Source organism: Pseudomonas frederiksbergensis, from assembly GCF_001952935.1.
Classification (GTDB): Bacteria; Pseudomonadota; Gammaproteobacteria; order Pseudomonadales; family Pseudomonadaceae; genus Aquipseudomonas; species Aquipseudomonas frederiksbergensis.
The window spans coordinates 64,161-89,879 of record NZ_CP018319.1 but is presented as its reverse complement, the minus strand read 5'-3'; the positions used below and the strand labels follow the sequence as shown (position 1 = coordinate 89,879).

27 protein-coding genes and 3 pseudogenes are annotated in these 25,719 nt (G+C 59.4%); 18 read left to right on the top strand and 12 right to left on the bottom strand.

The genetic code is table 11. From position 1 onward, the window contains the following. Positions 1 to 50 precede the first annotated feature (50 nt). The gene (locus PFAS1_RS00445; protein ID WP_074877931.1) at positions 51 to 719 is read left to right on the top strand and encodes an HAD-IA family hydrolase; all 669 of its coding nucleotides are present in this window, start codon (positions 51 to 53) and stop codon (positions 717 to 719) included. Between the two features lie 106 nt (positions 720 to 825). Here PFAS1_RS00445 and PFAS1_RS00440 read toward each other — a convergent pair whose 3' ends face one another. Both PFAS1_RS00440 and PFAS1_RS00435 read right to left on the bottom strand, forming a co-directional pair. After that, positions 826 to 1,485, bottom strand: coding sequence for a methyltransferase family protein (locus PFAS1_RS00440; RefSeq protein ID WP_076027805.1), 660 nt, complete (start codon positions 1,483 to 1,485; stop codon positions 826 to 828). A gap of 55 nt (positions 1,486 to 1,540) precedes the next feature. Then, on the bottom strand, positions 1,541 to 2,488 hold the full coding sequence (locus tag PFAS1_RS00435; RefSeq protein ID WP_076027804.1) for a GlxA family transcriptional regulator: 948 nt from the start codon (positions 2,486 to 2,488) through the stop codon (positions 1,541 to 1,543). 123 nt (positions 2,489 to 2,611) lie between these two features. On the opposite strand from PFAS1_RS00435, the gene PFAS1_RS00430 reads away from it, so the two are divergent. After that, the gene (locus PFAS1_RS00430) at positions 2,612 to 3,403 is read left to right on the top strand and encodes an SDR family NAD(P)-dependent oxidoreductase (protein WP_076027803.1); all 792 of its coding nucleotides are present in this window, start codon (positions 2,612 to 2,614) and stop codon (positions 3,401 to 3,403) included. A gap of 67 nt (positions 3,404 to 3,470) precedes the next feature. Beyond that, entirely contained in the window at positions 3,471 to 4,400 is a 930-nt protein-coding gene (locus tag PFAS1_RS00425; RefSeq protein WP_076027802.1) for a pyridoxal-phosphate dependent enzyme, read from the top strand. A 52-nt stretch (positions 4,401 to 4,452) separates the two neighbouring features. Here PFAS1_RS00425 and PFAS1_RS00420 read toward each other — a convergent pair whose 3' ends face one another. Next, the gene (locus PFAS1_RS00420) at positions 4,453 to 4,770 is read right to left on the bottom strand and encodes a DUF2388 domain-containing protein (protein ID WP_074880773.1); all 318 of its coding nucleotides are present in this window, start codon (positions 4,768 to 4,770) and stop codon (positions 4,453 to 4,455) included. A 462-nt stretch (positions 4,771 to 5,232) separates the two neighbouring features. Here PFAS1_RS00420 and PFAS1_RS00415 point away from each other — a divergent pair. The 3 genes and pseudogenes from PFAS1_RS00415 to PFAS1_RS00405 all read left to right on the top strand — a co-directional run. Then, positions 5,233 to 5,415, top strand: a pseudogene (locus PFAS1_RS00415) (MFS transporter); the annotation flags it as partial. Positions 5,416 to 5,431: 16 nt separating this feature from the next. Further along, positions 5,432 to 6,547, top strand: coding sequence for an NAD(P)/FAD-dependent oxidoreductase (locus PFAS1_RS00410; protein ID WP_076027801.1), 1,116 nt, complete (start codon positions 5,432 to 5,434; stop codon positions 6,545 to 6,547). A gap of 97 nt (positions 6,548 to 6,644) precedes the next feature. Beyond that, the gene (locus tag PFAS1_RS00405; protein WP_076027800.1) at positions 6,645 to 7,241 is read left to right on the top strand and encodes a DinB family protein; all 597 of its coding nucleotides are present in this window, start codon (positions 6,645 to 6,647) and stop codon (positions 7,239 to 7,241) included. Here the strand turns inward: PFAS1_RS00405 and PFAS1_RS00400 are convergent. Next, the gene (locus tag PFAS1_RS00400; RefSeq protein WP_076027799.1) at positions 7,162 to 8,082 is read right to left on the bottom strand and encodes a LysR substrate-binding domain-containing protein; all 921 of its coding nucleotides are present in this window, start codon (positions 8,080 to 8,082) and stop codon (positions 7,162 to 7,164) included. The genes PFAS1_RS00405 and PFAS1_RS00400 overlap by 80 nt on opposite strands. 202 nt (positions 8,083 to 8,284) lie before the next feature. Beyond that, positions 8,285 to 8,572 (bottom strand): annotated as a pseudogene (locus PFAS1_RS29140) (LysR substrate-binding domain-containing protein); the annotation flags it as partial. A gap of 30 nt (positions 8,573 to 8,602) precedes the next feature. Here PFAS1_RS29140 and PFAS1_RS29370 point away from each other — a divergent pair. The 3 genes and pseudogenes from PFAS1_RS29370 to PFAS1_RS00385 all read left to right on the top strand — a co-directional run. Continuing rightward, a pseudogene (locus PFAS1_RS29370) lies at positions 8,603 to 8,707 on the top strand (aldo/keto reductase); the annotation flags it as partial. Positions 8,708 to 8,709: 2 nt separating this feature from the next. Next, positions 8,710 to 9,507 (top strand): SDR family NAD(P)-dependent oxidoreductase, encoded by a 798-nt coding sequence (locus PFAS1_RS00390; protein WP_076027797.1) that lies wholly within the window; start codon positions 8,710 to 8,712, stop codon positions 9,505 to 9,507. A 27-nt stretch (positions 9,508 to 9,534) separates the two neighbouring features. Further along, entirely contained in the window at positions 9,535 to 9,945 is a 411-nt protein-coding gene (locus PFAS1_RS00385) for an SRPBCC family protein (protein WP_076027796.1), read from the top strand. Positions 9,946 to 10,069: 124 nt separating this feature from the next. On the opposite strand, the gene PFAS1_RS00380 is transcribed toward PFAS1_RS00385, so the two are convergent. Beyond that, positions 10,070 to 11,377, bottom strand: coding sequence for a sensor histidine kinase (locus PFAS1_RS00380; RefSeq protein ID WP_076027795.1), 1,308 nt, complete (start codon positions 11,375 to 11,377; stop codon positions 10,070 to 10,072). Beyond that, positions 11,374 to 12,114 carry a response regulator gene (locus PFAS1_RS00375; RefSeq protein ID WP_074877865.1) on the bottom strand — a complete coding sequence of 247 codons (741 nt, stop codon included), beginning with the start codon at positions 12,112 to 12,114 and terminating at the stop codon, positions 11,374 to 11,376. Before PFAS1_RS00375 ends, PFAS1_RS00380 begins: the two co-directional genes overlap by 4 nt. Positions 12,115 to 12,419: 305 nt before the next feature. Between PFAS1_RS00375 and PFAS1_RS00370 the strand changes: the two genes are divergently transcribed. The 4 genes from PFAS1_RS00370 to PFAS1_RS00355 all read left to right on the top strand — a co-directional run bounded on the left by PFAS1_RS00370 (position 12,420) and on the right by PFAS1_RS00355 (position 15,437). After that, on the top strand, positions 12,420 to 12,683 hold the full coding sequence (locus PFAS1_RS00370) for a DUF2790 domain-containing protein (protein WP_076027794.1): 264 nt from the start codon (positions 12,420 to 12,422) through the stop codon (positions 12,681 to 12,683). 36 nt (positions 12,684 to 12,719) lie between these two features. After that, complete coding sequence (locus PFAS1_RS00365; protein WP_076027793.1) at positions 12,720 to 12,932, top strand: hypothetical protein; 213 nt, start codon at positions 12,720 to 12,722, stop codon at positions 12,930 to 12,932. Between the two features lie 170 nt (positions 12,933 to 13,102). Continuing rightward, positions 13,103 to 14,332: a cytochrome c biogenesis protein DipZ gene (locus PFAS1_RS00360; RefSeq protein WP_076027792.1), complete on the top strand. Its 1,230-nt coding sequence runs from the start codon at positions 13,103 to 13,105 to the stop codon at positions 14,330 to 14,332. Positions 14,333 to 14,624: 292 nt separating this feature from the next. Further along, on the top strand, positions 14,625 to 15,437 hold the full coding sequence (locus PFAS1_RS00355) for a class I SAM-dependent methyltransferase (protein WP_076027791.1): 813 nt from the start codon (positions 14,625 to 14,627) through the stop codon (positions 15,435 to 15,437). Between the two features lie 137 nt (positions 15,438 to 15,574). On the opposite strand, the gene PFAS1_RS00350 is transcribed toward PFAS1_RS00355, so the two are convergent. The 3 genes from PFAS1_RS00350 to PFAS1_RS00340 form a co-directional block, all read right to left on the bottom strand. Continuing rightward, the gene (locus tag PFAS1_RS00350; protein WP_076027790.1) at positions 15,575 to 16,501 is read right to left on the bottom strand and encodes a universal stress protein; all 927 of its coding nucleotides are present in this window, start codon (positions 16,499 to 16,501) and stop codon (positions 15,575 to 15,577) included. 231 nt (positions 16,502 to 16,732) lie between these two features. Further along, positions 16,733 to 17,173: a hypothetical protein gene (locus PFAS1_RS00345; protein WP_076027789.1), complete on the bottom strand. Its 441-nt coding sequence runs from the start codon at positions 17,171 to 17,173 to the stop codon at positions 16,733 to 16,735. Between the two features lie 182 nt (positions 17,174 to 17,355). Then, entirely contained in the window at positions 17,356 to 17,556 is a 201-nt protein-coding gene (locus tag PFAS1_RS00340; protein WP_076027788.1) for a hypothetical protein, read from the bottom strand. A gap of 282 nt (positions 17,557 to 17,838) precedes the next feature. Between PFAS1_RS00340 and PFAS1_RS00335 the strand changes: the two genes are divergently transcribed. After that, positions 17,839 to 18,993, top strand: coding sequence for a hypothetical protein (locus tag PFAS1_RS00335; RefSeq protein ID WP_076031471.1), 1,155 nt, complete (start codon positions 17,839 to 17,841; stop codon positions 18,991 to 18,993). 71 nt (positions 18,994 to 19,064) lie between these two features. Next, on the top strand, positions 19,065 to 20,183 hold the full coding sequence (locus PFAS1_RS00330; RefSeq protein ID WP_076027787.1) for a glycosyltransferase 61 family protein: 1,119 nt from the start codon (positions 19,065 to 19,067) through the stop codon (positions 20,181 to 20,183). Between the two features lie 32 nt (positions 20,184 to 20,215). On the opposite strand, the gene PFAS1_RS00325 is transcribed toward PFAS1_RS00330, so the two are convergent. Together PFAS1_RS00325 and PFAS1_RS00320 are read right to left on the bottom strand one after the other, a co-directional pair. Next, complete coding sequence (locus tag PFAS1_RS00325; protein ID WP_076031470.1) at positions 20,216 to 21,433, bottom strand: DUF3422 domain-containing protein; 1,218 nt, start codon at positions 21,431 to 21,433, stop codon at positions 20,216 to 20,218. Between the two features lie 122 nt (positions 21,434 to 21,555). Beyond that, positions 21,556 to 23,235: a thiamine pyrophosphate-binding protein gene (locus tag PFAS1_RS00320; RefSeq protein WP_076027786.1), complete on the bottom strand. Its 1,680-nt coding sequence runs from the start codon at positions 23,233 to 23,235 to the stop codon at positions 21,556 to 21,558. 310 nt (positions 23,236 to 23,545) lie between these two features. Here PFAS1_RS00320 and PFAS1_RS00315 point away from each other — a divergent pair, with 310 nt between their 5' ends. The 3 genes from PFAS1_RS00315 to PFAS1_RS00305 all read left to right on the top strand — a co-directional run bounded on the left by PFAS1_RS00315 (position 23,546) and on the right by PFAS1_RS00305 (position 25,716). Continuing rightward, positions 23,546 to 23,812, top strand: a complete 267-nt coding sequence (locus PFAS1_RS00315) for a ParD-like family protein (protein WP_074877849.1) — start codon at positions 23,546 to 23,548, stop codon at positions 23,810 to 23,812. Next, a complete protein-coding gene (gene map, locus PFAS1_RS00310; protein ID WP_076027785.1) occupies positions 23,809 to 24,600 on the top strand; it encodes a type I methionyl aminopeptidase in 792 nt (263 codons plus the stop codon). Before PFAS1_RS00315 ends, map begins: the two co-directional genes overlap by 4 nt. A 102-nt stretch (positions 24,601 to 24,702) precedes the next feature. After that, complete coding sequence (locus PFAS1_RS00305) at positions 24,703 to 25,716, top strand: GlxA family transcriptional regulator (protein ID WP_198044939.1); 1,014 nt, start codon at positions 24,703 to 24,705, stop codon at positions 25,714 to 25,716. Positions 25,717 to 25,719 lie beyond the last annotated feature (3 nt).

Below are 25,719 nucleotides of genomic sequence, written 5' to 3'. Positions count from 1 at the left end.
GCTACATTGTTCGGCGAACCCGCCTGGCACTTGCGAGAGGTACCTCCCCCTTGTCTGCTCAAAAATCTGTCCTCAACACCTCATACCGCGCTTTTCTGTTTGATATGGACGGCACCGTCCTCAACTCCATCGCCGCTGCCGAGCGGATCTGGGCGGCCTGGGCCTTGCGTCACGGCGTCGATGTCGTCTCATTCCTGCCCACTATCCATGGCGTTCGCGCCATCGACACCATCAATCGCCTGGCGTTGCCGGGTGTGGATGGCGAGGCTGAAGCGGCGTTCATCACCGAGGCGGAAATCGAGGATGTCGAGGGGATTATCGAGGTGCCTGGCGCGGCGAATTTCCTGAAATCGCTGCCCGCCAACCAATGGGCAATCGTCACCTCGGCGCCGAAGGCATTGGCGCTGCGGCGGATGGCCGCGGCGGGCATTCCAGAGCCTTTGGTGATGGTCACTGCCGAAGACGTGAGCGCCGGAAAGCCTGATCCCGCGGGCTATCGACTGGCAGCCAGGCGTTTGGGCGTTGAACCGGCCGATTGCCTGATTTTCGAAGACGCCACCGTGGGCATTCTCGCCGCCGAGGCAGCGGGAGCGGGCCTGATCGTGGTGACCGCAACCCACGATCATCCGCTCCAGACTCCGCATGCCACATTAGCCAGCTACGACTCGGTCGAGGCCCATGTGGATCAAGACGACCAAATCCGCCTACACACAATCTAATGTGGGAGCGAGCCTGCTCGCGATGGCGTCAGCACATTCAGCGTTGATGTGACTGAAAGATCGCAATCGCGAGCAGGCTCGCTCCCACAGGGGATAGGTGAATTGGCTAATAAACCCCGGGAATCAACCGCCAACTGCGCGCGCAGTAAGCCTCGTATTCGCTGCCGAACTGCGCCCTTAACAGCGCTTCTTCGGCGTGAATGCGGGCGATCAGCGGGATTAGCGTCAGCGCGGCCAGCAACAGGCCAACGCCAGAGCGAAAGGCCAGGGCCCAGCCCACGGCAGTGATCATCAGCCCCAGATAACTGGGGTTGCGCAAGGTGCGATAAATCCCGTCGGTGACCAGCGTGTGCCCCGGCTGAATCGCCACCAATCCGCTGAAACGCTTGCCCAGCACAAACACCGGCCACAGCCGCAGCGTGCCGCCGATGATGAACAGCAACGCCCCGAGCCAGCGCACCCCTTCGCCGCCAAAGGTCCAGAAATCGATCCGGTCGGTGTAGGCCGGCAGGTACCCGCTCAATAAACCGATCACCCCGAACGCCGGCAGTACCCAGCGATTGGCCCGGTCTTCACGTTCGCCGGAACTCAGGTTGACCTCGGTGAACCAGGACGCGATGACCATCACCAACGTGGCAAGCACGATGACCACCAGCGGTGCATGAGCGAAAAACGCCGAGAACCCGCCAAGCCCCCACACCGCAAGCCCAAGGTAGGCGAGGGTGGAAACAATGGCGAAAAACGCCAGTTTGGCCGAGATTTTCATCTGCACCTCCACAAACGGACCTGACACCGTTCAGTGTAGGAGCCTGCGGCAGCTCCTACGTGGCGCCGTCGGCCCTGGCATTTCGCCGAATCACTTGCGGCGGCTGTCCGAACGCCCGCAGGAAGGCTTCGCGCATACGACGGCAGTCGCTGAAACCGGATTCTTCGGCGATCTGGTCGAGGGTCAGGCGTCCGCGCTCCAGCATCTGCCGTGCCGTTTCCAGGCGCAGGTTCTCGATGGCTTTGGCTGGTGATTGACCGGTTTCCGCGCGAAAGGCCCGGCTGAACTGCCGAGGGCTGAGGCGCGCGACGTCCGCCAATTGCTCCACCGACAAGGTTTCGGTGAGGTGTTCTCGCGCATAGCCGAGGACGGTTTGAATGCGGTCGGATTTCGCCTCCAGTTCCAACAGCGCCGAGTGCTGCGACTGGCCGCCCGCGCGGCGGTGGTACATCACCAGTTTCTGCGCCACGGAACGGGCCAGTGCGGCGCCGTGATCCTTTTCCACCATGGCCAGCGCCAGGTCGATGCCGGCGGTCATCCCGGCGGAGGTCCAGATCGAACCGTCGACGACGTAGATGCGGTCTTCTTCGACCTTGATCGACGGGAACCGCGCTTGCAGCTCCCGGGCATAAGCCCAGTGGGTGGTGGCCCGCCGTCCGTCGAGCAAACCGGCTTGGGCGAGGACGAACGCCCCGGAGCAGATCGACGCTGTGCGCCGTGCGGTTTTAACGCTGTCGCGCAGATACGTCAGCACGCCCTCGGGCGCCTGCTCGAGGATGGCATCGCCGCCGACTACGATCACCGTATCGAACACTCGTTCACCAAAGGCTTCGGTGCCGACGCTCAGGCCACCGGACGCACGCAATGTGCGGCCGTCTTCGGACACTACGCTGACATCATAAAGCGCTTCGCCGGCACTGAAGTTGGCGTACTCGAACACCGGCATGGCCGCCAGCGCCATGGACTGGAACCCTTCAAACACTACAAACGCTACGGATGTCATTGAGGTGTCCTCAAAAGGTCATGTCCGAAAAACGTACTTTAAACGTCATTTGAGACGAGCGTTAGACCCTTTATAACGGTTCGCACCCGGCGACGTTATCGCCTCACTGTGAAGGTAATCGACATGGCTCTCTCATCCAAAGGCACTGCTCTCATCACTGGCGCATCTTCGGGCATCGGCGCGGTGTATGCCGACCGCCTCGCGCGGCAGGGTTACGACCTGATTCTGGTCGCCCGCAGCCAGGCAAAACTGAACGCCCTGGCCAACCACCTGAGTAACGAAACCGGCCGCGCGGTGGAAGTGGTCGCCGCTGATCTGAAAGATAAGGCCGACGTGCGGCGGGTTGAAGAGATTCTACGCAACGACGCCAGTATCACCCTGTTGGTCAACAACGCCGGGGTCGGTGCTGTCATGCCGCTGCTCGGCAGCCCGGTGGATGACATGGAAGACATGATCACCCTCAACGTGACCGCGTTGATGCGCCTCGCTTACGCGGTGGTGCCAGGCTTCGTCGCTCGCGGCACCGGGACGGTGATCAATATCTCCTCGATCGTTGCCATCGCCCCGGAAATTCTTAACGGCGTGTATGGCGGGACCAAGGCGTTTGTCCTCGGCCTGAGCCAGTCGATGCACCGCGAGCTGGCGGACAAGGGCATTCGTATTCAGGCCGTATTGCCCGGTGCCACCGCTACTGACTTCTGGAGCGAGGCCGGCAATCCGGTGGAAAACCTGCCGCAAGAGATCGTGATGTCTGCCCAGGACATGGTCGATGCCGCGTTGACGGGCCTGGCGCAAGGCGAAGTGGTGACCATTCCCGGCCTGCACCAAGGCGACCAGTGGGACACTTACGAAGCCCAGCGCCAGACGCTTTCGGGGTTATTCGGCAACTCCACGGCCGCACCGCGTTATAGCTGAAGCGGTAGCCGCCGGGCGGGGTGAACTAAGCTTGGATAAGGACCGTTCACCCTTAAGGAGCACCACCATGCTTCACATCAGAACGCCCTTGATTCTGCATCCGGATCTGTCGACCCCGTCCCGCCGAATCTGGCTCAAGCTGGAAAACCTGCAACCGAGCGGCTCATTCAAACTTCGCGGCATAGGGCTGTTGTGCAGCCAGGCGGCGGAGCAAGGGAAACGCAAAGTGATCTGTCCTTCCGGCGGCAATGCCGGGTTTGCCACCGCCGTGGCTGCCGCCAGCCTGGGGTTGAAAGCCTGCATCGTGGTGCCGAACACCACGCCGGAAACCACCCGTGCACGGATCAGGAAAACCGGTGCCGAGGTGATCGTCCATGGCAAGGTCTGGGACGAAGCCAATCTACGGGCCAAGGAACTCGCCCAGGGCGCGGACACCGAATACGTGCCAGCCTTCGATCACCCGGTGCTGTGGGAAGGGCACAGCACGATGGTCGATGAAATCCTCGAGGACTGTCCTCAGGTCGATGCACTTGTGATGTCGGTAGGGGGCGGAGGCTTGCTAGCGGGGATTCTCACCGGATTGATCCGCCACAAGCGCATGGATTGCCGGATGATTGCGTGTGAAACCCAGGGTGCCGCGTCTTTTGCCGCCGCTGTCAGCGCCGGACATCCGGTGGTATTTCCCCGGATCGATACGGTCGCCAAGTCGCTCGGCGCTACGTTGGTGGCTGCCTGGCCGGTGCAGCACATCCTCGATTTCCCGCATGAATGTGTGGTGCTCAGCGATGACGAGGCGATCATGGGCGTGGTGCGGTACGCCAACGACCTGCGTCAGTTGGTCGAGCCGGCGTGCGGCGTTTCGTTGGCGATTGGATACCTGGACCACCCGGCGATTGCCGATGCCCATGATGTAGTGATTGTGGTGTGCGGCGGCGTGAGCATCAGCGCGCAATTGGTGGCAGGCTGGGCGCGTTTCTCAGGTGCGGAAGCGAGGTAGGGCTGCACACGCTATCCGGGTGCCGCGAGCCCCACCGCTACTTTTTCAGTCTTTATTGACCTGCAGCTACGCCTTCCTGGACGAGGATTGCTCTGGCCAGGTCTTCGTCGCTGGCGTTGAGGCCGGGATTTTCCAGGCGAACCTGCTTTAAGTACGACTCCAGATAAGCACCCCGAATCGCGCCACCACTGGCGACGAAGCTGGTGGCGTCATCCCGGGCTGGAATCACCCGTTTGTCATCCTTAAAGGTCGAGTACAGCGATGCGGAGACCCCAGCCGAGGTGGCGACATCTTTTGCATCTACATCGGCCATGGCCGAACCAACGGGCAAACAAAGCACTAGTGAAGAGATGATAATCAGACGACGCATGACGGTGTCCTCGGAAAGCGTGAAGCAAAAAAGGAAGTACCTCATAGTCTAGGATGCGTGGCGGACGTCAGGAGTTCCCTGGCGAATCGATATCAGTTCAATACTGATCTGGACAAGCTCACTCCCACAGGGAATGAGGTCAATCACACATTATGCGGCCACCCGAGATCCCATGTAGGAGCGAGCCTGCTCGCGATAGCGGTGGGTCAGTCACCTTGATGTTGAGTTTGCCGACGCCATCGCGAGCAGGCTCACTCCCACCGGGAATGAAGTTGGTCATACATTCTGCGGCCATCCGAGATCCAATGTGGGAGCGAGCCTGCTCGCGATAGCGGAGGGTCTGTCACCTTGATGTTGAGTTTGCCGAGGCCATCGCGAGCAGGCTCACTCCCACAGGGAATGAAGTTGGCCACACATTTCTGTCGCGTGTTCGATTCGGCCTCCCGTGAGGGTCCAAAAACCGTACTGGCCGGCACCATGAACTTCTGCGGGAACATGGCCGGGGTGATCGTGCCGATCCTGATCGGGTTGATCGTGCAGTTCACCGGGTCGTATTTCCTGGTGCTGATCTTCTTCGTGGTCATGGTCATGCTGCTGGCGATATTCTCCAGCGTGATCGATTATCGGGAGCGAGGGCTGGCGTGAAAGGAGCGCAGGACAGGTGAGCGTCGATATCGAATGCGTGGTGGTCGGGGCCGGAGTGGTCGGGCTGGCGGTCGCCAGAGCCCTGGCCCGCAGCGAGCGGGACGTGATCCTGGTCGAGGCGGGCGAGGGCATTGGCGTGGGCATCAGCTCGCGCAATTCGGAAGTGATCCACGCCGGCATTTACTACCCGAGCGGCAGCCTCAAGGCGCAAGTGTGCGTGGAGGGCAAGCAACGCCTTTACGCCTATTGCGATGAGCGCGGCGTCGATTATCGACGTTTGGGCAAGCTGATCGTCGCCACCGATGAAGGTCAATGTGCGGCCTTGCGGAAGTTGCTGGAGCAGGGCCGGCGCAATGGTGTCGATGACTTGCAATGGATGGATGCCGAACAGGCACGGGCACTTGAGCCGGCCGTGTCCTGCGTCGCTGCGCTTTGGTCGCCGTCCACCGGGATTGTCGATTCCCATGCCTTGATGCTGGCACTTCAGGCGGATGCCGAGGCCTGCGGCACATCGCTGGTTTTTCATACGCCATTGATGTCGGCCCGTTGCACCGAGCAAGGTTTCGAACTGCAAATGGGCGGCGCCCAACCGGTGGCCTTGAGCTGCCGCGAGTTGATCAATTGCGCCGGATTGTCCGCGCCTGAGGTGGCGAGGCGGATTGAAGGCCTGCCGTCGCAGCACGCTCCCGAGGCACGATTGTGCAAGGGCAGCTATTTCAGTTTCAGCGGCCGGGCGCCGTTCCGGCATCTGGTGTATCCGGCTCCGGAAAGTGCGGGGCTGGGTGTGCACATGACGCTGGACCTGGGCGGCCAGGCGCGCTTCGGGCCGGACGTCGAATGGGTCGATCGGGTCGATTATCGTGTGGATCCACGCCGCGCCGATGGCTTCTACGAGGCAATCCGACGTTACTGGCCGGGATTGCCCGATAACAGCCTGCAACCGGCCTACAGCGGTATCCGCCCAAAAATCACCGGGCCTGCCGAACCGGCGGCCGACTTTGTCATCAGTGGCCCGGCCGAGCATGGTGTGCCGGGGCTGGTGAACCTGTTTGGTATCGAGTCACCGGGGTTGACCAGTTGCCTGGCGCTGGCCGATCGGGTGGTGCAGCGGTTGACCCCGCACTCCTTGTAGCCGTTGCGTTGTGGAGCTACCGGTAATCAGCGTTTGCGATGCCGCTCGCCGTGAGGGCTATGCTTTGCAGTGCGCCCATCACAATGGGAGACCTGCGATGATTAACGTACGCACTGCCCGCATGCTGGCCGATTACAAGCGCTGGGCCAATCAACGCCTCTTTGACAGCCTGGCTGCACTGCCACCGGGTGAGGTCAATAAAGAGCGCGTGTCGGTGTTCAAGAACATGATTGGCACCCTGAACCACCTCTACGTGGTGGACTGCATCTGGCAGGCCCACCTCGAAGGCCGAGGGCACGGCTTCAAGACGTCACACGATCTGCTGCACCCCGAACTCGCCGAGTTGCGCCAGGCGCAAAAGGACATCGATCACTGGTACTGCGACTGGAGCGAACGGCAGACCGATGCCTCGCTGGATAAGCCCGTCGAGTTCAGCTTTGTCTCGGGTGAAAGCGGCGTCATGAGCGCCGGGGCGATATTGATGCATGTGGTCAACCACGCCAGTTATCACCGCGGCTGGGTGATCCAGATGTATTTCGAGATCCCGGTCATGCCGCCGGTCACTGACCTGCCGGTCTACCTGCGTGAGACTGACCCCGCGTCCTTCCAACCGATTAGAGCCCCGGCAGCGGCGCCGACATATGTTGCGCAATTCGCGAGCGCAACCAACGTTCTGCCGGATCGTTATCGTTGACGCCGTTCCAGACCATGGACAGTTCGGACAGCACGATGTCAAACGGCGGGTCGTCGGCGCGCAACTGGCTGCTGCCTTCGATCAGTGCGCACGCCGCGTAGTCCGGCACCGTGGCCAGCATATCGGTGCCGGCCAGCAAGGCGCGCAGGCCGGCGAATTGCGGCACCGCCAGCACCACCCGGCGTGAGCGGCCGATACGTGCGAGGTCGTTGTCGATGGCCCCGGTCAAATCCCCGGAAAACGACACCAGCGCATGTGGACGTTCGCAGTAATCATCCAGGGTCAGGGGGCCGGGACGATTGTCGCCGCGCAGGATCTTCACGCTCAGGTCCCGCAGTTTTTTGCGCTTGGCGTTGGCTGGCAGTTCCGTGGTGTAGCTGATGCCGACGGAAATCTCCCCGCTGGAAAGCATCGACGACATCAGCAGGAAATTCACCCGACGTACCACCACCACAACGTTTTGTGCCTCTTCGCGTATTTGCTTGAGCAACGGCGGAAACAGGCCGAACTCGGCGTCGTCGGACAGGCCGATGCGAAACACATCGCGGCTGGTGGACGGGTCGAAATCCTTGGCCCGGCTGACCGCGCCGGAGATGGTGTCCATCGCCGGCTGCAATTCCTTGAGAATCGCCAATGCGCGCTGGGTCGGCTCCAGCACCCGACCGTTACGCACCAGCAGCGGGTCGTCGAACAGGTCGCGCAACTTGGCCAACGAGGCACTGACGGCAGGCTGGCCGAGAAACAGCTTCTCTCCGGCCCGTGTCAGGTTCTTTTCGAACATCAGGGTTTCGAAAATCACCAGCAGGTTCATATCGACGCGGCGCAGGTCGTTGCGGTTCATGCGGGCTTCTCGCTGGGTTTTGGGATCTTTCCAGTAAAGCACCAAACCCAAGTGAGCAAATAAATGACGATGTTCGATCGTTCCCACGCGCAGCAAAGGAATGCAGCCCGGGACGCTCCGCGTCCCTTTCGAGAACTGGAACGCGGAGCGTCCCTTGAGGCATTCCCACGCAGAGCGTGGGAACGATCATGAGGCGGGGGCGTGGTTCGGTCAGCACTTTCCTGAACGTTTCCACCAGCGGTCGCAATTGATCCGGTGCCACGCGGCCCACAGCGGCGTGGGGTTGCACGCCGATCCATTCCTGATCGGCCAGGTCTGCCGGGGTCAGTGTGGTGTGGTTCGCCAAAGGATGATGTTCGGGCAGGGCCAGCAGCATCGGATCGTCCAGCACCTGAAAACCCAGCAGGTCCGGGTCGTCGGCGACGGGCGGTTCGCTGACCAGGGCGATATCCAGACTACGCTGACGCAGGCCTTCGAGTTGTTCGGCGGCGCGACCGACGTGTTCTTCTTCGGCGACGGCGACGTTGCCGCGATGTCGGCGGTCATTCCCGCTGCGTTCTGGCAGGCGATGCGCGAGGCGAAACTGGTGTCCGAACGTGCGCCATTGCCGATCATTGGAGGTTGAGCATGAACATCGATCTGAGTGGAAAACTCGCCATTGTCAGCGGCAGCACCGCCGGCATTGGCTTGGGCATCAGCAAGGCGCTGGCCGAATCCGGTGCCACGGTGGTGGTGATCGGCCGCGAGACGGCCAAGGTTGAACAGGCGCTGGCGAGCATTCGCCAGAGCGTGCCGGATGCGCGGTTGCGTGGCCTGACCGCTGACTTGGGTACTGCCGAAGGCGCCGAATTGTTGTTCGCCGCCGAACCGCGGGCGGACATCCTGGTGAACAACCTCGGGATCTTCAACGACGTGGATTTCTTCGACACACCGGACAGCGAGTGGACGCGTTTTTATGAGGTCAACGTGATCTCCGGCGTGCGCCTGTCACGGCATTACGTGCCGGACATGGTCAAGCAGGGCTGGGGCCGGGTGATCTTCCTGTCCTCGGAATCCGGGGTCGCAACACCGGCCGACATGATCAACTACGGCGTGACCAAAAGCGCGAACCTGGCGGTGTCTCATGGTCTGGCCAAGCGGCTGGCAGGCACCGGGGTGACGGTCAACGCTATCCTGCCCGGCCCGACGTTGACCGATGGCCTGGAGCAGATGCTCAAAGACGCCACTGACAAATCGGGGCGTAGCGTTCGGGAAGAAGCCGACGCCTTCGTGCGCAAGGCGCGGCCGAGTTCGATTATCCAGCGCGTGGCGGATGTCGAGGAAGTCGCGAATCTGGTGGCTTATATCGCCTCGCCGCTGTCTTCGGCCACCACTGGCGCGGCTTTGCGGGTCGACGGTGGTGTTGTCGATAGCATGGCGATCTGAACCTTATTGATTGAGAGAGAATATTTCATGGCTACAGCATCAGCGTTTATTGATATCCCGGCGACCGCCGAGCAGGTTTGGCAATTGATTGGTGGCTTTAACTCGCTGCCGGACTGGCTGCCGTTTATTCCCCAAAGCGAGCTGAGTGAAGGCGGCCGGGTGCGCAGCCTGCAAACGGCGGACGGGGCGGTGGTGGTTGAGCGGCTGGAGGCGTTTGATAACGCCGGGAAGACTTACAGTTATTCGATTTTGCAGGCACCGTTTCCGGCTACTGACTACCTGGCGACTATCCGTGTTGATGCGCAGGGGCAGGGCGCGCGAGTGACGTGGTTCGGGCGGTTTACGCCTGTGGGCGTGAGTGACGAGGACGTGGTGGCGCTGTTTACCGGTATCTATCAGGGTGGCCTCGAGGCCCTGCGCGCCAACTACCCGGCCTGACCCTGAACTGATCGTTCCCACGCTCTGCGTGGGAATGCAGCCCGGGACGCTCCGCGTCCCTTTCGCGAGTTGGAACGCGGAGCGTCCCTTGAGGCATTCCCACGCGGAGCGTGGGAACGATCAGCTACTGAGCCTGAGCCGGTAATTTCAGCTCCGCGCACAACCCACCCCCCTCACGATTACTCAACGTCAACGATCCCCCGATCGCCAACGCCAACTGTTGCGCAATCGCCAACCCCAACCCGGTCCCGCCAGTACTGCGGTTACGCGAGTTCTCCACGCGATAAAACGGTTCCATCACCTGGGCCAATTCTTCCTCGGCAATCCCCGGACCACGGTCCATCACCTTCACCGACACACTGCCGTCAGCCTTCGCTTCCACCCACAACTCGGCGGCGCCGGCGAACTTCAGCGCGTTGTCCGTCAGGTTCACCAGCACCCGCCGCAAGGCGTGCGGCCGGGTGTTGATCACCGCGTCGCTTTTGCCGCCGAGCTGCACGTCTTTGCCCATGTCCTGATAGTCGAACACCAGGCTGTCGAGGAACGAATCCAGATTGGTGCGGCGACTTTCCTCGGTGGCGCCATGCACGCTGCGGGCATAGGCCACGCCTTCGCGCACCAGGTGTTCTATCTCGCCAAGATCATTCCAGAGTTTGTCTTTCTCGGCGCAATCGTCCATGAACTCGGCGCGCAGTTTCATGCGGGTGATCGGGGTCTGCAGGTCGTGGGAAATCGCCGCCAGCAGTTGCATGCGTTCCTTGAGGTAAGCGGCGATGCGCGCCTGCATCGAGTTGAAGGCCTTGGCGGCATGGGCGACTTCGGTCGGGCCTTGTTCGTCCAGGTGCACCGCGTGGGTGTTGGGGTCCAGGGTCTCCACCGCCTGGGCGAGACGGGTGAGGGGGCGGATGGCGATTCTCACCGCCAGCCAGGTGCAGATGAGCATCAGTGCCAATTGCCCCAGCAACACGATGGGCAGCCACGGCGACAACGGCACCATCGAGGGTCGCACGTCGATGGTCACCGGGCTGCCGTCCGCCAGTTTCAGGTGGACCTGAAAATGTTTTTCCGGCCCGGGGATGTCGGTCACCGTCATCGGGTAATCCTTGCCGATGGCCTCCTTGATCGACGTCACCGCCATGGGTGAATCGCTCATCGGCATGCCCGGCGAGCCTTCGTTCAACAAATAGCGGTAGTTACGTCGATTCAGTTGTTGCAGCCAGCTCATGCGCTCTTCTGCCGGCAAGCGGTCGAGGATGGCGATGGAGGTCGAGACGTCGGTTTCCAGATTGCCCAGCATGGTGTTTTTCGTGCTTTCGTACCGCTCGTAGTACTGCGCGCCGAAAGACAGCGCCTGGGCGAGAATCAAGCCGATCAGGAAGATCAGCGACAGTCGCGAGGCGAGGGTGCGAGGCCAGCGCATCGAGAGGTTCATGAGGGCGCCCCGAGGACTTCCACCGGCAGGGAAAATACGTAGCCTTCGCTGCGCACGGTTTTGATGTAGGCCGGTTCGCGGGCATCGTCCAGCAAGCGCTGGCGCAAGCGGCTGACCAGCAAGTCGATGGAGCGGTCGAACAGGTCGGCATCGCGGCCTTGGGTCAGGTTCAGCAATTGATCGCGATTGAGCACCCGCTGAGGGTGATCGAGGAACACCCGCAGCAACCGATATTCCGCGCCACTGAGGGCGACCATCGTGCCGTCTTCATCGAGCAGGTGCCGGGCCGAGGTGTCCAGGCGCCAGCGTCCGAAGGCCAACAAGCGACCGCTTTCGGTGACCACCAGGTTGGGTGGCAGCATCCTCGTGCGGCGCAGCACCGCGTTGATGCGGGCGAGCAGTTCACGGGCGGCGAAAGGCTTGACCAGGTAATCGTCGGCGCCCATTTCCAGGCCAATGATGCGGTCGGTTTCATCGTTGCGCGCGGTGAGCATCAGCACTGGCGTGGCCTTGTGTTTGCCGGCGCGTAGCTCACGGCACAGCACCAGGCCATCGTCGCCCGGCATCATGATGTCGAGCACGATCAGGTCCACCGGCGTGGACTCCAGGAACGTGCGCATTTGCCGTCCATCGGCCACGACGGTGGTGCGCAGGCCGTTTTTCTTGAGGTAATTGCCTACCAGTTCCCGGATCTCGCGGTCATCGTCCACGATGAGAATGTGATCGACGTGTTCCATTTGGCCAGGCCTCTGTAGATGGGGGATGTCGCGCAGTCTATCGAGCCTTGGCCCGCTCGCCCGCAGTCCTTTGTATTGCAGTGTATCTGGCCTGTCGGCGGATACACGTGGACGCAAAAACCCCCGTTTTCAGGGCATTTGTATCGCTGTGTATCCCGACCCGGTTCTGATACGTAACGATTTACCCGCGCCTGTTCCCGACACAGACGAGATACCTCGCGAGCTTCTAATAGGTTCCATCGAGGCAAATCAAACCGCCTCGGCCCAATCAACGATTGCCCTGTTGAAGCCTTGAGGAAACCACCATGAACGCCAAAGCCGTCTGTGCCGCTTGCCTGTTTGCCGCCCTGAACATCTGCACCTTGTCGGCCCGCGCCGAAGCCGATGTCGCCGCTAAAACCTACACCTACGGCACGCACCTGGACATCAAGAAAGTGGTGTCGCTGAAACAGGACGACTCGACTTCCTGCGCAGTTGTGGATGCCCAGCTGACTTACCTGGATTCCCATAACAAAACCCAGGTCCTGGACTATCGCAAATTTGCGGATAGCTGCAACTCAGACAACTGAGTCCTGCGCTGACCCATTTCAAACAGGAGGAACATCATGAACAACGTAAGCCGCTTTTTTACTGCCATTGCCTTCTCCGTGGCGGGCGCCGCCGCCCATGCCAATGCTGCTGTTGAACAGAAAAGCTGTGGCAGCGCGACTTGCTTTCAGCTGACGCCGGTGGGGGAGAAGGGGGCTGGAATCTTCCTTGCTGAGGATGGCTCCAGCCGGACGTCGCAGGGCCAGCAGCTGGAAAACCAGACGGTCTGAAGTCAGAACACTGATCTGTGAACACCACCGATCCAGTGTGGGAGCGGGCTTGCTCGCGAAGGCGTCAGAACATTCAACATTCATGTCGACTGACACTCCGCTTTCGCGAGCAAGCCCGCTCCCACAGGGATGGGTGGTGTGTCGCCCCTCTCTATATTCAAGGTGATTTCATGTTTCTCATCGCTTTCCTGGGCGGCATATTGACCGTCCTCAGCCCTTGCATCCTCCCGGTCGTGCCGTTCCTGTTCGCCGGTGTCAAACGCACACGTTCCTCGATCCTGCTCACCCTTGGCGGCATGGTCCTGACTTTCGCCCTGATTTCCAGCCTGGCCGTGGTCAGCAGCGAGTGGGTGGTACACGCCAATAATTCCGGCCGTCACGTGGCCCTCATCGTAATGGCGCTGTTTGCCCTGTCGCTGATTTCCGCCCGTGTCGGTGACTGGCTGGCCCGGCCCTTCGTGGCGCTGGGCAACCGCCTCGATCCAGACACCCGCAAAATGTCCGGCCCGTTGGGTTCGGTCATGATCGGCGTCGCCACCGGCCTGCTCTGGGCTCCATGCGCCGGACCGATCCTCGGGGTGATCCTCACGGGCGCCATGCTGCAAGGCGCAAACGCTCAAACCAGCCTGTTACTGGTGGCGTACGGCCTGGGCAGCGCATTGTCCCTGGGCACCTTGATTTTCGCCGGCCGCGGGCTGGTCAATCGCTTGAAGTCGTCGATTCCGGTCACCGGTTGGCTGCGTCGGGGTACGGGGGTTGCGGTGCTGGCGGCTGCGGCGGTGATTTCTACCGGTGCCGACAAGACACTGCTGGCCGGCACTTCATCCGAAAGCCTGACGACGGTTGAGCAACGCGTGCTGGAAACCGTGCCGAAAGTCGTCGATTACTTCGTCAGCAAGGTCAGCGCAGAGTCGTCCATGGACAACGCCCAAGGCCCGATGCCGTCGCTGTCCGGTGCGGTCGAATGGCTCAACTCGCCGGCGCTGAGCAACGATTCGCTGAAAGGCAAAGTGGTGCTGGTGGATTTCTGGACCTACGACTGCATCAACTGCCAGCACACCTTGCCGTACGTGAAGGACTGGGCGAAGAAATACGAGAAGGATGGCCTGGTGGTGATCGGCGTCCATACCCCTGAATACGGTTTCGAGCGCATCATCGACAACGTCAAGGATCAGGTGAAAAAGCTCGGCATCACCTACCCGGTGGCCATCGACAACAACTACGCGATCTGGCGCAATTTCGACAACCAGTACTGGCCGGCTCACTACCTGATCGACGCCAAGGGCCAGGTGCGTTTCACCCATTTCGGTGAAGGTCGCTACGAGGCTCAGGAGAAGATGATTCAGCAGTTGCTCGAAGAGGCCAAGACTGACGCCAAAGCCCCCGTACCTGCCGCATGAACCTGTAAATCAACAGCTCCACCCGTGAAATCTCCAGACGATCGGGCAGGGTTGGCCGACGATCGGGCAGGACGCCAGCGTTGCCCGGCGCGATAGTTGGCACACAGGGTCTGCCGACCCTGTCATCAATAAAAAGAATGAGAGGTTGCCATGCCCAAGTTTGTTATAGAACGCGAGATCCCGGGCGCAGCGTCAGCGTTTCCCCGGTCCTGAACATTATCGATCCCATGACGGCGGAGTCAGTATCCGCCGGTTCCTGCTCAGTGATCCCACTCCGCCGGAGAAAGAATCCATGAGTACACCCATTGATCTAACTGCCTTGAAAAACCGTCAGATGGCCTCTTGGGCCAGTGGCGACTATGCCGTGATCGGCACCACCTTGCAGATTGTCGGTGAGCAACTGGCCGAAGCCTGCGATTTGCTTTGCGATGAACGCGTGCTCGACGTGGCCGCCGGCAACGGTAACGCGACGCTCGCTGCCGCGCGCCGTGGTTGCCACGTCACCTCTACCGACTATGTCGCCGCGCTACTGGAACGCGGCGAAGACCGGGCCAGGGCAGAGCGCCTGGACGTGACCTTTCAAGTGGCTGACGCGGAAGCCTTGCCGTTCGAGGATGCCAGCTTCGATGCCGTGCTTTCGACCTTCGGCGTGATGTTTACCCCGGACCAGCCCAAGGCCGCGGCGGAACTGGCGCGGGTCTGTCGTCCCGGAGGGCGGATTGGCCTCGCCAACTGGACGCCCGAAGGTTTTGTCGGCCAGATGTTCAAGACACTCGGCCGCCACCTGCCGCCACCGCCGGGCGCTCAACCGCCTTCGCAGTGGGGCACCGAAGCCTGGCTGCGCACGCAGTTCGACGAACGAGACTTCCTGCTCCAGGTAGCGCGCAAGACCTTTAACTTCCGTTACCGCTCGGCCGCGCATTTCATCGACACGTTCCGCACCTGGTACGGCCCAGTCCACAAAGCCTTCGCGGCGCTACCTCCTGAAGGCGCCCAGGCGCTGGAAAACGACCTGACTGAACTGTTGAACCGCTTGAACCGAGCGGGAGAAAAATCGCTGGTGGTGCCGAGTGAATACCTGGAAGTAGTCATCACCCGGCGTTGATCTGGCAACACTATCCCCCTGTGGGAGTGAGCCTGCTCGCGATGAGGGCCTTACATTCAACATTGATGTTGACTGAAAGTCCGCCATCGCGAGCAGGCTCGCTCCCACAGGGTTTGTGGTGTTTGTCGGGGGGGCAGTTACTCATCCAGCCGCTCGGTGTACACCACCCAAACGCTGCACGGCATTTTGTACAGCAGATGCTCCACCGTACTGCCGATCAGCCGGCCCATGCCGCGATGGCCGATCCGGCCCATGACAATCACGTCAACGTCATAGGCATCGACATAGCGGGTGAGGACCTTGGTCGGGTTGCCCATGATCATGTGCCGCTGCTCCGGCGCGATGCCGTTGCGCTCGGCCAGGTCGTTGAAGGCATCCTCCTGGTAATCGAATACGGTCTTGGCCTTGCCCGACGAGAAGTACGCCGAACCGTTGTCGAAGCCGAATTCATCGGCACTGATGGATGAAAGGTCATAGGCATAGACCACATCGAGCTCGGCATTACAGGCGCTCGCCAGTTTCGCCGCCTCGTGAAGGATCCGGTCGTTGAAGGTTTTGTAATGGTCATCGCGATGAAAGGGGTCGACCGCCGCAACGATTTTTCGTGGCAGCGCGTGCACGGCGTGGCTGACGAAATGCAGCGGTACCGGGCATTCGCGCAACAAATGCACGTCGAGCGGGGTGAATATCAGCCGCGACAGTAGGGATTCGTGCTCCAGCGCCTTGATCAGCACATCCATCGGCTGTTCTTTGAGGTGAATCAGGATTTCTTCCAGCGGACGTTCTACCCAGGCCACTTCGGTGGTGACGTGAACCCCGATTTTGCGCAAGGGACGGGCCTGTTCCTCAAGCCATTGGCGGTGGCGCTCGACGTAGCCCACGCGCATCTGTTCCAGGGCCTTTTCGTTGACCAGGCTGGCGGTTGCCAGACCCTCTAGGTAATCGAAGGCGACGATGTGCAGCGCGGCGTCTTCGGCCTTGGCCAGCGCAGCGGCCCTGTCGAAAGCAGGGCTGTGTTCCATCAGCGGTGATGCAACCAGCATGAAGCGGGATTGACCAGACATGACGAACCTCCCGTGGATTAGCCGCCCGACGTGCGGCTCGTGCGACGTACATCCAGTCTCTAAGTATTGACCATGATCATCCTCCCGTCCGCAAACCGGACGCGGGCTGAAATTCGTGATGGTGCCGCAAGCGTTGGTCAATCTGTGGGAGTAGGTTCGGCGGGTTGGTCTCGCACGAGGATATCGGGAACTGTTACTTGGGGCTGTGGAGGAGGGCACTACTGTTGATTACTAACTGCACCTGACGCTGACGGCCTTCGCGGCGCGTTGCAGTTCTTGTTTAACGTCGACCGGTATCCGCTGTTTCACCAACCGTTGCTCGAGAAATGTCTGATCGCCTCGGGTATCGACCTCTGCGTCGATAGCCGCATCCTCTGCTTCGATGGTGGCCGCGTGAGCTTCTATGACCGAATCGACTTCTGCGTCGCTCTTGGCGGCGTCGAGTGCACCAATGAGTGTCGCCACTTCGTCTTCTTCAGCCTTGCCATAGGCTTCTACGGACAGCCCGGCAGCCAACGCCCGCGCCCGGATTTCCACGCCTTTGAGCGTCTGCTTGGCTTCTCCGCACAGCATGTCGTGTTTCTGGCTTTCGACGATTTTCCATTGGAAAAACCCATACGTCATCGTGCCGATAAGCGCTACGGTGATACCACCGATCAGGATCTGTTTCATGGCTACAGTCGTGAACGTCTGGGGGGTGAGGGTTCGGTGCGCATCGCTTCGTTCTCTATTCGAGGAAATAAAAGCGTAGCACCGGAACCCGGTCAAGCCCCGGCCAATGTCAATGCACATGCGTGACGACACACAGGAACGGAAGGGCGTCAGATGATGGCTTCACGGCCCTTGGCGTGCTGCTAGTTACCGTCCGCCACTTTGCGTTCTATCTCCGCTATTTTCCGATTGAGCTCCTCAGCTTCCTGCTCCCGGGTTCGGGGTGAAGAGGGCGTGACGGTTTCATTCGCCTCTTTGGTGTCCGTGTCCCTGTTCTCAAGATCTCTTTCGGCGTTTGACGTTTCGTCTGATTCGACGTCGTTAACACTGTCATCGTTGTTCATTTCACTGACCTCCATTGGCCTGAACATTGGATTCGATGCCATGGCTTGAGTTCGAGATTTTTGTACCGGATCCGGAGGAAAAATTGGCGTCATGAAATAGACAACTGACGCCACTTCATATCGCTTGCAAAGTGGCTACCTTGAACTTTACTAGTCACTGAACGTGAGAGCGTTCGTCATCAATAAATGTCTTTTATATCAAGGTTTAAGCGCGCCACTTTGAAGTTCCGCCTTGATCTTTTTCTGATCTGCCCCAAAGAAAGCTCAAAGGATGACGAAGAAATGAAAGAGAACGTGGCGGCCGTTATCCGCAAATTCATATCTCCTTCAATGCGGTATGAGATTAGAAACGCTTCACACTGGTTGCGAGACATCCTTGGGCGTGCGTGTTTCTGGCGCTGGGAGATTGCCAGGTTCAGAGCGCAGAACGAAAGTCCCTACGAAATCCTTTATATCGGAAGAAAAAAGAAGCGCGAGATGGCCAAGCTTCTCATCAGGGGAAAGACCCAGGGTGATTCCCCTGTTGTCGACGTCGAAGCGCAACCTGGCGTGTCGAGCCATGTAGTGGTGGTCAGTGAAATGCCGACTTCGGGGGCCTTGTTTGTACCCCTGTATTTGAGTGCCGTCGTACCGCTGGGGCGATCCATCGAGGAGATCACCACAAAATACGACAGCGAATTACGGCGAAACATACGCAAGAATCGACCGCGCTACCGAATGGTCCAGACGCTGTTGGACGAAGACATTGAAAAGGCCGACAGGGAAATGCTTCGACCTTATGCCACGGCAAGGCAAGGCATCCACGCTGCGCAATTTGCCACGCCGGAGGTCTTCAGGATTGCCAAGACCGTCGGCCGGCTCGACCTGATCATGCTGGAGGACGAGGTCGTTGCCTGTCACCTAGGCTGCGTAATAACCCGGGGCGGAAAGCGCTACTGGAGCACGCTGCGTTTCGGATACACCGAGGCGATTTTTTCCGATGCTAAAAGACTGCGTGAAGTGAACTCGATTACCACCTTCATGGCACTTGAATGGGCGATAGACAATGGCTTCGATTATTACGACATCGGTCTTTGCCTGGCGCGGCCGGATGACGGACTTCTGAAATGGAAAAGAAGGCGTGGCGGTGATATTGATTCCATGGGCAACCACGCTTACATGTTTGTCCGGCTGCCCAAGACAGGGGCGGCCAAATTCCTCTGGGATACACCGCTATTCGCGGTTGAAGGCAAGGAATTGACCCTTCACCTTGGCTTGCCGGACGGGCCAAGCGATGAGGAAGTGGCCAGCCGTTATCATGAAATGGTATTTGGCGGGCTGCACAAGATTTATCTTTATTGCGCCAGGAACTCGGGCGAACAGTTTCTCGAAACCTTGCGTAGTCGCTACGCCAGTTTGCAGACCCCACCCATTATGAAAAGGATTGCATCGAGCTGAACAATTTCCAGGCCTGAAATAAACAGAGCGCTTCGCGTCTGACTATTGACCCTGTGCAGGGAGGACTTTTCATGGAAAGCGATGTCTCGCCAATCAGCACTTCAACCACGGGCAATCGGAAAAAATGGACCCTTGCCGCCTACAGGTATATGGCAAGAAAAAGATTCGCACGAAAAGCTGAGATCAGCTTGAAAAGCCTGGCGGCGAAAACCTGGGACGTGGCTCCGGGTGGCACATCGTATTCTCCGCCTGCTTTCTTCCTGCCCAATCAAATGGACCGTGTCACAGGCTGGGAGGCAAAGCGCTTTTATCCTTTCGAGCATCCCGCTCGCACAATGGAAGGGCTGGGCACCGTTGTGCAAGGCCCGACACGTGGCTACCTGATCAAGGATGTCTGGCTGATCGATGGAGCGCTCTACAAGAACAATGCAAGTCACTGGCTGTCTCTCAAGCCCGGTATGTTTCCGCGAATTCTCGTGGAAAACGAAATCGAGCGCGGCGCCGCCTACTGCACGCAAAACGGAAATACATGGTTTGGTACGTGGTTGATGGAAGACTGCCCGACCTATTCATTGGCATGTAACGAAGGCGTCCCGATAACCACCGCGCCCTCTGCCAGGTTTCCTCTGTTTACCCAGGCTCCCGCTTATGAGGACTGGTTTGATATGAAACCGCTTCGCCTGCACAGTGCGTTTTTTCGTGAACTCGTGCTGTTCGACGATGTGAGCAACAATCAAAGCAGGCATTTACGTTTCCGTGCCATGGGCGAAAAACTCCTGTCGCACGTGAGCTATGAGTCTCACCCCGGCGTGTTCATTCTGCGAGGTGGCGACGGTGACTTGCGCTTTTTGCGCAATGAAAGGGAGCTCGCTGAACATCTGCGCAAAAGCAGAGGGTTTCGCGTAGTCGATCCTTTGAAAACCGATGTGCCGACCATCGTGGCGACGTGTGCCGGGGCGCGGATCGTGATGGGGGTCGAAGGGAGCCAGCTTGTACATGGTGTCAATGTACTGCCGCAGGGTGGTTCGTTGCTGGTACTGCAGCCACCGAACCGTTTCGTCAGCTACTTCAAGTACTTGACGGATCGCGACCACCAGAATTTTGGCTTTGTGGTCGGAACGCCAGAGGGCGATGGCTTCAAGATCGACATTCAAGAGGTTGAACGCACACTGGACCTGCTCCCGTCCTGATGGGGGATGGCGCGTCCCTGCGACTCACCGTATCAGTGCTCTTTGACTTTTTTGATGCGGAAAATAATCAACGCAAGGATCGCGATCGCGAGGGGCGTCATCGCCAGCATCGCCTCTCGCGGAGCCACCTCGGCGCCGAGCAGGTGCAACCCTGAGTAGCCAAGCTTGAGCAGGTTCAGCAGGTAATAAGTAATGGCGATAATCGACAGGCCTTCCACGGCGCGCTGGATCTTGATCTGGGCATCGGCGCGGGCGTTGAGGCTTTTGAGAATTTCCGAGTTCTGTTCTTCCATTTCCACCTGAACCCGGGCTTGCAACAGGTCGCCCAGGTTGGCCACGCTTTTGGCCAGGTGCTCCAGGCGTTGTTCGGTGGCGGTGCAGTACCTGACGGTGGGTTTGAAACGGCGTTCGATGAACACCCCGAGACGCTGGCAATCGCCGACGTGACTTTCCCGCAATTCGCCCAGGCGCTCGTACACGAGTTGCGCATAGGCCTGGGTGGCGCTGAAGCGGTGGCGGGTTTTCGCGGTGCTGCTGACCACTTGGGCTGACAGGTTGGAGATGTCAGCCAGCAGGGCTTTCGCGTTACCGCTGTCGGCGTCGGCGTTACGCTCGGATAGGGTGACCAAGGTCTTGTCAAAGACATCGAGTTGCGCGCTCAAGGTCTTGGCCATGGTCAACGACAGCGAGGCCATCATGCGGTAGGTCTCGATTTCCAGCAGACGACGGATCATCCTCCCTTGGCGGTAAGCGTTGAGGCGCCGGTTGACGAACAGGATGTGGTTGTCGCCATCCGCGCTGAGACGAAAATCGCTCCAGACCACCGCATCGCCACCGCCCACGCAGGAACCGCACGGGTCCTTGAAGCCGTAGCCGGCGAGGTCCAGGCCGGCTTCGCCACGCACGACGATCTGCACCGAGTTGATCAGCTGCGGCAAATGCGCATCGATCTTTTGCGCCAGCACCTCGGGCAGTGATGTCCAGGACAGGTCATCGCTGGATGAAGTGACCACCAGGGTCAGGGTGAAGAACTCGGCGTGGCGTTCCCATTTCAGGGCGTGGCCATCGAGTCGGGTGATGCCCTGGGCGGCGTGAGGATCGATCGGAGCAGGGCAGCAGCGCTCCAGCAGCGCGTTGCACTGCGGCTCCCCGCCAAGGAAGGCCAGATGAAACACATGGGCCGGTTCGTCGAAATACAGTGACGGACGCGCGTGCAGTTCGTTGTGCAGGGTTTGTCGTTGCGGATGCATGCTGTTCAGGCCATTGATCGACTGCTGTTGTAGGTGGGACAGGTCGATGAACTGATGAGTCACAAGCTCAAAAAAGGCGTCTGGTCAATCGTGAGTCAGGCGCCCAAAACCCAAGAAGCGGGTTACTTCTTGCTTGATTGTTCTCTGATCTGAGTCAGGCTGAGTCGAGGGGTCAAGGCTTCAGGGTCGACCCTGACCTCAATCAAGGACGGCCGGGACATGCCAAGGCAGCGTTCAAACGCTGGGGCAAACTCCGACGTGGCGGTGACCACCTCGCCATGCAGCCCATAAGCTTGGGCCAGGGCGGCGAAATCCGGGTTGAGCAGTTCAGTGCCTGACACGCGTCCAGGGTAATTGCGTTCCTGGTGCATTCTGATGGTGCCGTACATTCCGTTGTTGATCACAACGAAAATCACATGCGCGCCATATTGCGTTGCAGTCGCTATCTCCTGACCGTTCATCAAGAAGCAGCCATCCCCGGAAAACGAAACCACCACTCGATCCGGGCACGTCAGTTTGGCGGCCACCGCCGCAGGAACGCCGTAGCCCATGGAGCCATTGGTCGGGCCTAGCTGGGTGCGGTATTGGCGGAACTGATAGAAACGTTGAAGCCAGACGGCGTAGTTGCCGGCGCCATTGGTCAGGATTGCATCGTCTGGAAGTCTGCGATTCAACCATTCAATGATTTCGGCCATTTGCACATCGCCAGGGGAGGGCGAGTGTTGCAGGTTTTCGCGGTAGTTATTGTTCAGGGTGCGCGTCCATTCACTCTTTACCGGGCTGGTCACCGCTGGAAGCTTTGCGGCTGATTGGGCAAAGGTCGACAGGCTGCTGTTTATCGCTAACGCAGGTTGGTAAACCCGCCCCAGTTCCTCGATGCCTTGGTGAACATGGATCAAGGTTTGCTTCGGTACCGGGATGTCCAGGGTCGCATACCCGCCCGTTGAAACCTCACCCATTCTGGAGCCCACGACCAACAGCAGGTCGGCGTTTTTTACCGCTGAGGACAGCTGCGCTGATGCGGCGAAACCAAGATCACCGACATAGTTCGGGTGTCGATTGTCGAACAGGTCCTGGCAGCGAAAGGAGGCGGCAACCGGGATGTTCTGCTGTTCAGCAAACAGCTGGATGTCATGCACTGATTCGGTATCCCAGCCGCTGCCACCCAGCACCATCAATGGCCGCTCTGATCGTTCAAGCAATTGCTGCATGGCGGCCATTTGCTCGGCTGCCGGGGTCATCAATACGCGTTTGAAAGGCCCGGCATCACTGACTTCCGCCATTTCGGTCAGCATGTCTTCCGGCAGGGCGACCACTACAGGCCCAGGCCTGCCATTGACCGCTCGGTGGAACGCCTGGCTGATCAGTTCGGGAATTCTGCGGGTGTCGTCTATTTGCACGACCCATTTCGCCAAGGGGCCAAACATCTGGCGAAAATCAACTTCCTGAAAGGCTTCGCGATACTGCTGATCGCGAGCAACCTGGCCAATGAACAGAATCATCGGCGATGAATCCTGGAACGCGGTGTGAACGCCAACCGAAGCGTTCGTTGCCCCCGGGCCTCGGGTCACGAAGCAGATGCCGGGCTCGCCAGTGAGCTTGCCGTAGGCTTCTGCCATATAGGCTGCCCCACCTTCCTGGCGGCACACCACCAGATCGATTTCCTCTTGCACGTCATGCAATGCATCGAGCACCGCGAGGTAGCTTTCTCCCGGAACACAAAAAGCTCTTTTGACGCCATGGATGCGTAAGGCATCCACCAAAATCTGACCTCCGCTACGACGAGAAATGGTTTTATTCATTGTTATCTCCTGAGTCGAATGGTGCGGTGTGAAAGGGGGGAATCGCGCTCTTTCTGACAGGTACGGACTCGATCAATTGGAAGAACAACGGCTAACGTCTGCGCCACGAATTCTGAGCATCATCGAGTAGGGGTACAAACGATGATTGCTCAGCACTTCATTCCCTCAGCTATTGAAGTCGGGCTTCAAGTCACCCAATGACTTTCTACGCCGCCGCGCGCTTCTGGCTTGGCTGTATATCGTGAAATTGCAATTTCACACGACGACCGACTAATATACGATCCATATACATTTCATATTGGATTGATCAGTGGGTATCGTAAAAATTTCAGAAGCCATGCATGAGAATCTGCGCGTCGCCAGCGATGCGTTGAGTCGCTCGATCAACGCTCAGGCCGAGCACTGGATGCGTATCGGGATGCTTGCGGAGTTGCATCCCAACCTGGACCACAGCGACATCTGCCGCGTGCTGATTCGTGCGGAGCTGGCGGGCGGCCTCGATGTGAAACAGCTGTGCGCACTCGCCGATTTTTCGCAAAACGCCCAGGTTGATGCAGCATCAGGAGCCAAGCCATGAAGGCCAATGTAAAGCTCAATACCCCGGCAGAAATAGCCATGTCTCGTGCTGCGGGCGCGCTGGCCGCCGAGGTCCTGGCCATGATTGCTCCGCATGTCAAAGCGGGGGTCACCACCGACGAACTTGACCGGCTCTGTCACGATTACATCGTCAACGTGCAGAAAGCCATTCCGGGCAATGTCGGCTATCACGGCTTCCCGAAAACCGTGTGCGCATCGGTCAACCAAGTGGTCTGCCACGGCATTCCTTCGGCCACACCACTCAAGGATGGCGACATCGTCAATATCGACATTGCCGTGATCAAGGAGGGTTGGTACGGCGACACCAGCCGCATGTACTTCGTGGGCGAGCCCGGCCCGCAAGCCCGACGTCTGGCACAGACGACCTATGAAGCGATGTGTGCCGGTATTCGCGTGGTCCGCCCCGGCGCTACGCTGGGTGACATTGGCCATGCCATTCAGAAGGTGGCCGAAAGAGACGGGTTCAGCGTCGTGCGCGAGTACTGCGGCCACGGTATCGGCAAGATTTATCATGATGAGCCGCAGGTCCTTCACTACGGCTTCCCCGGCCAGGGCCTGAAACTGCAAACCGGCATGATCTTCACCATTGAACCCATGTTGAACGCTGGCAAACGCCATGTGAAAACCCTGGCGGATGGCTGGACCGTGGTCACCAAGGACCATTCACTCTCGGCTCAGTGGGAGCATATGGTCGCGGTCACTGACGACGGCTTCGAGGTGCTGACCCGTTGGCCCGATAGTGTCGATGGGTATCCCGCCATCGTTTAGGCGAAAAATGGCGCTAGTGGTTTTGAAACCTCTACAGTTAGCATTGAGGTTTATCAACGCACCCAACGACCTGTTGGGTAACGTAACCGAGTAGGCCGAACATTGATCGAGCGACGCCAATTTAGCGGGGGCATGAAGGGGAAAAATCTCCGCTATCTGAATGAGAACCCCAACGAGAAGACTCAGGTGGTCCGGGCAGGATTTCTGCTGCTTGAGCATTTCTCGCTGCCCGCGTTCACGCAGGCACTGGATACGATTGTCACCGCGAATCTTCTGCGACCCGGGTTGTTCTCTTCCCGAACGTTCGGCTTGACCGATGAGGAAGTCATCAGTGACCTGGGCCTGGTCATCCGCCCGGATGGCCATTTCGTTGGCTCAACGATCCAGGACCTGGACCTGCTGGTCATTTGCGGCGGCTACAGGACAGAACTCAAAGCGACGGATGAACTCATCTCCCTGTTGAGGGCCGCATCAGACCAGGGCGTCATTCTGGCCGGGTTGTGGAATGGCGCATGGTTCCTGGGAAGGGCAGGCTTGCTTGACGGATATCGTTGCGCGATTCACCCCGAACATCGCCCCGCGCTCGCGGAAATCTCCAAGGCGACGCATGTCACCAGTGAACCCTACGTCATCGATCGAGACCGGCTCACGGCCTCCAGTCCCTCGGGGGCGTTCCACATGGCGCTGGACTGGATCAAAAGCTTGCACGACAAAGCCCTTGTCGAGGGGATTGAAGACATCCTGGCTTTCGAGGAGTCGCGTTATCGGCGGATAAAACCGACTGAAAATATCTGTGTGAGCGCGCCATTACGCGAGGTGGTGAAGCTGATGGATGCCAACCTCGAAGAACCTCTGGAACTGGAGCAGCTGGCGGTTTACGCCGGCCGTTCGCGTCGTCAACTCGAGCGCTTGTTCAAGGAGCAACTGGGCACGACACCGCAACGGTATTACATGGAATTGCGGATTACCGAGGCGCGTCGGCTGCTCCAGCACACCGAACTGTCCCAGGTGGACGTATTGGTGGCTTGTGGCTTTGTATCGCCCAGCCATTTCAGCAAGTGTTACAGCTCTTACTTCGGCTACAGACCTTCCAAGGAAAAGCGCCTGGTCAAGTAGCAA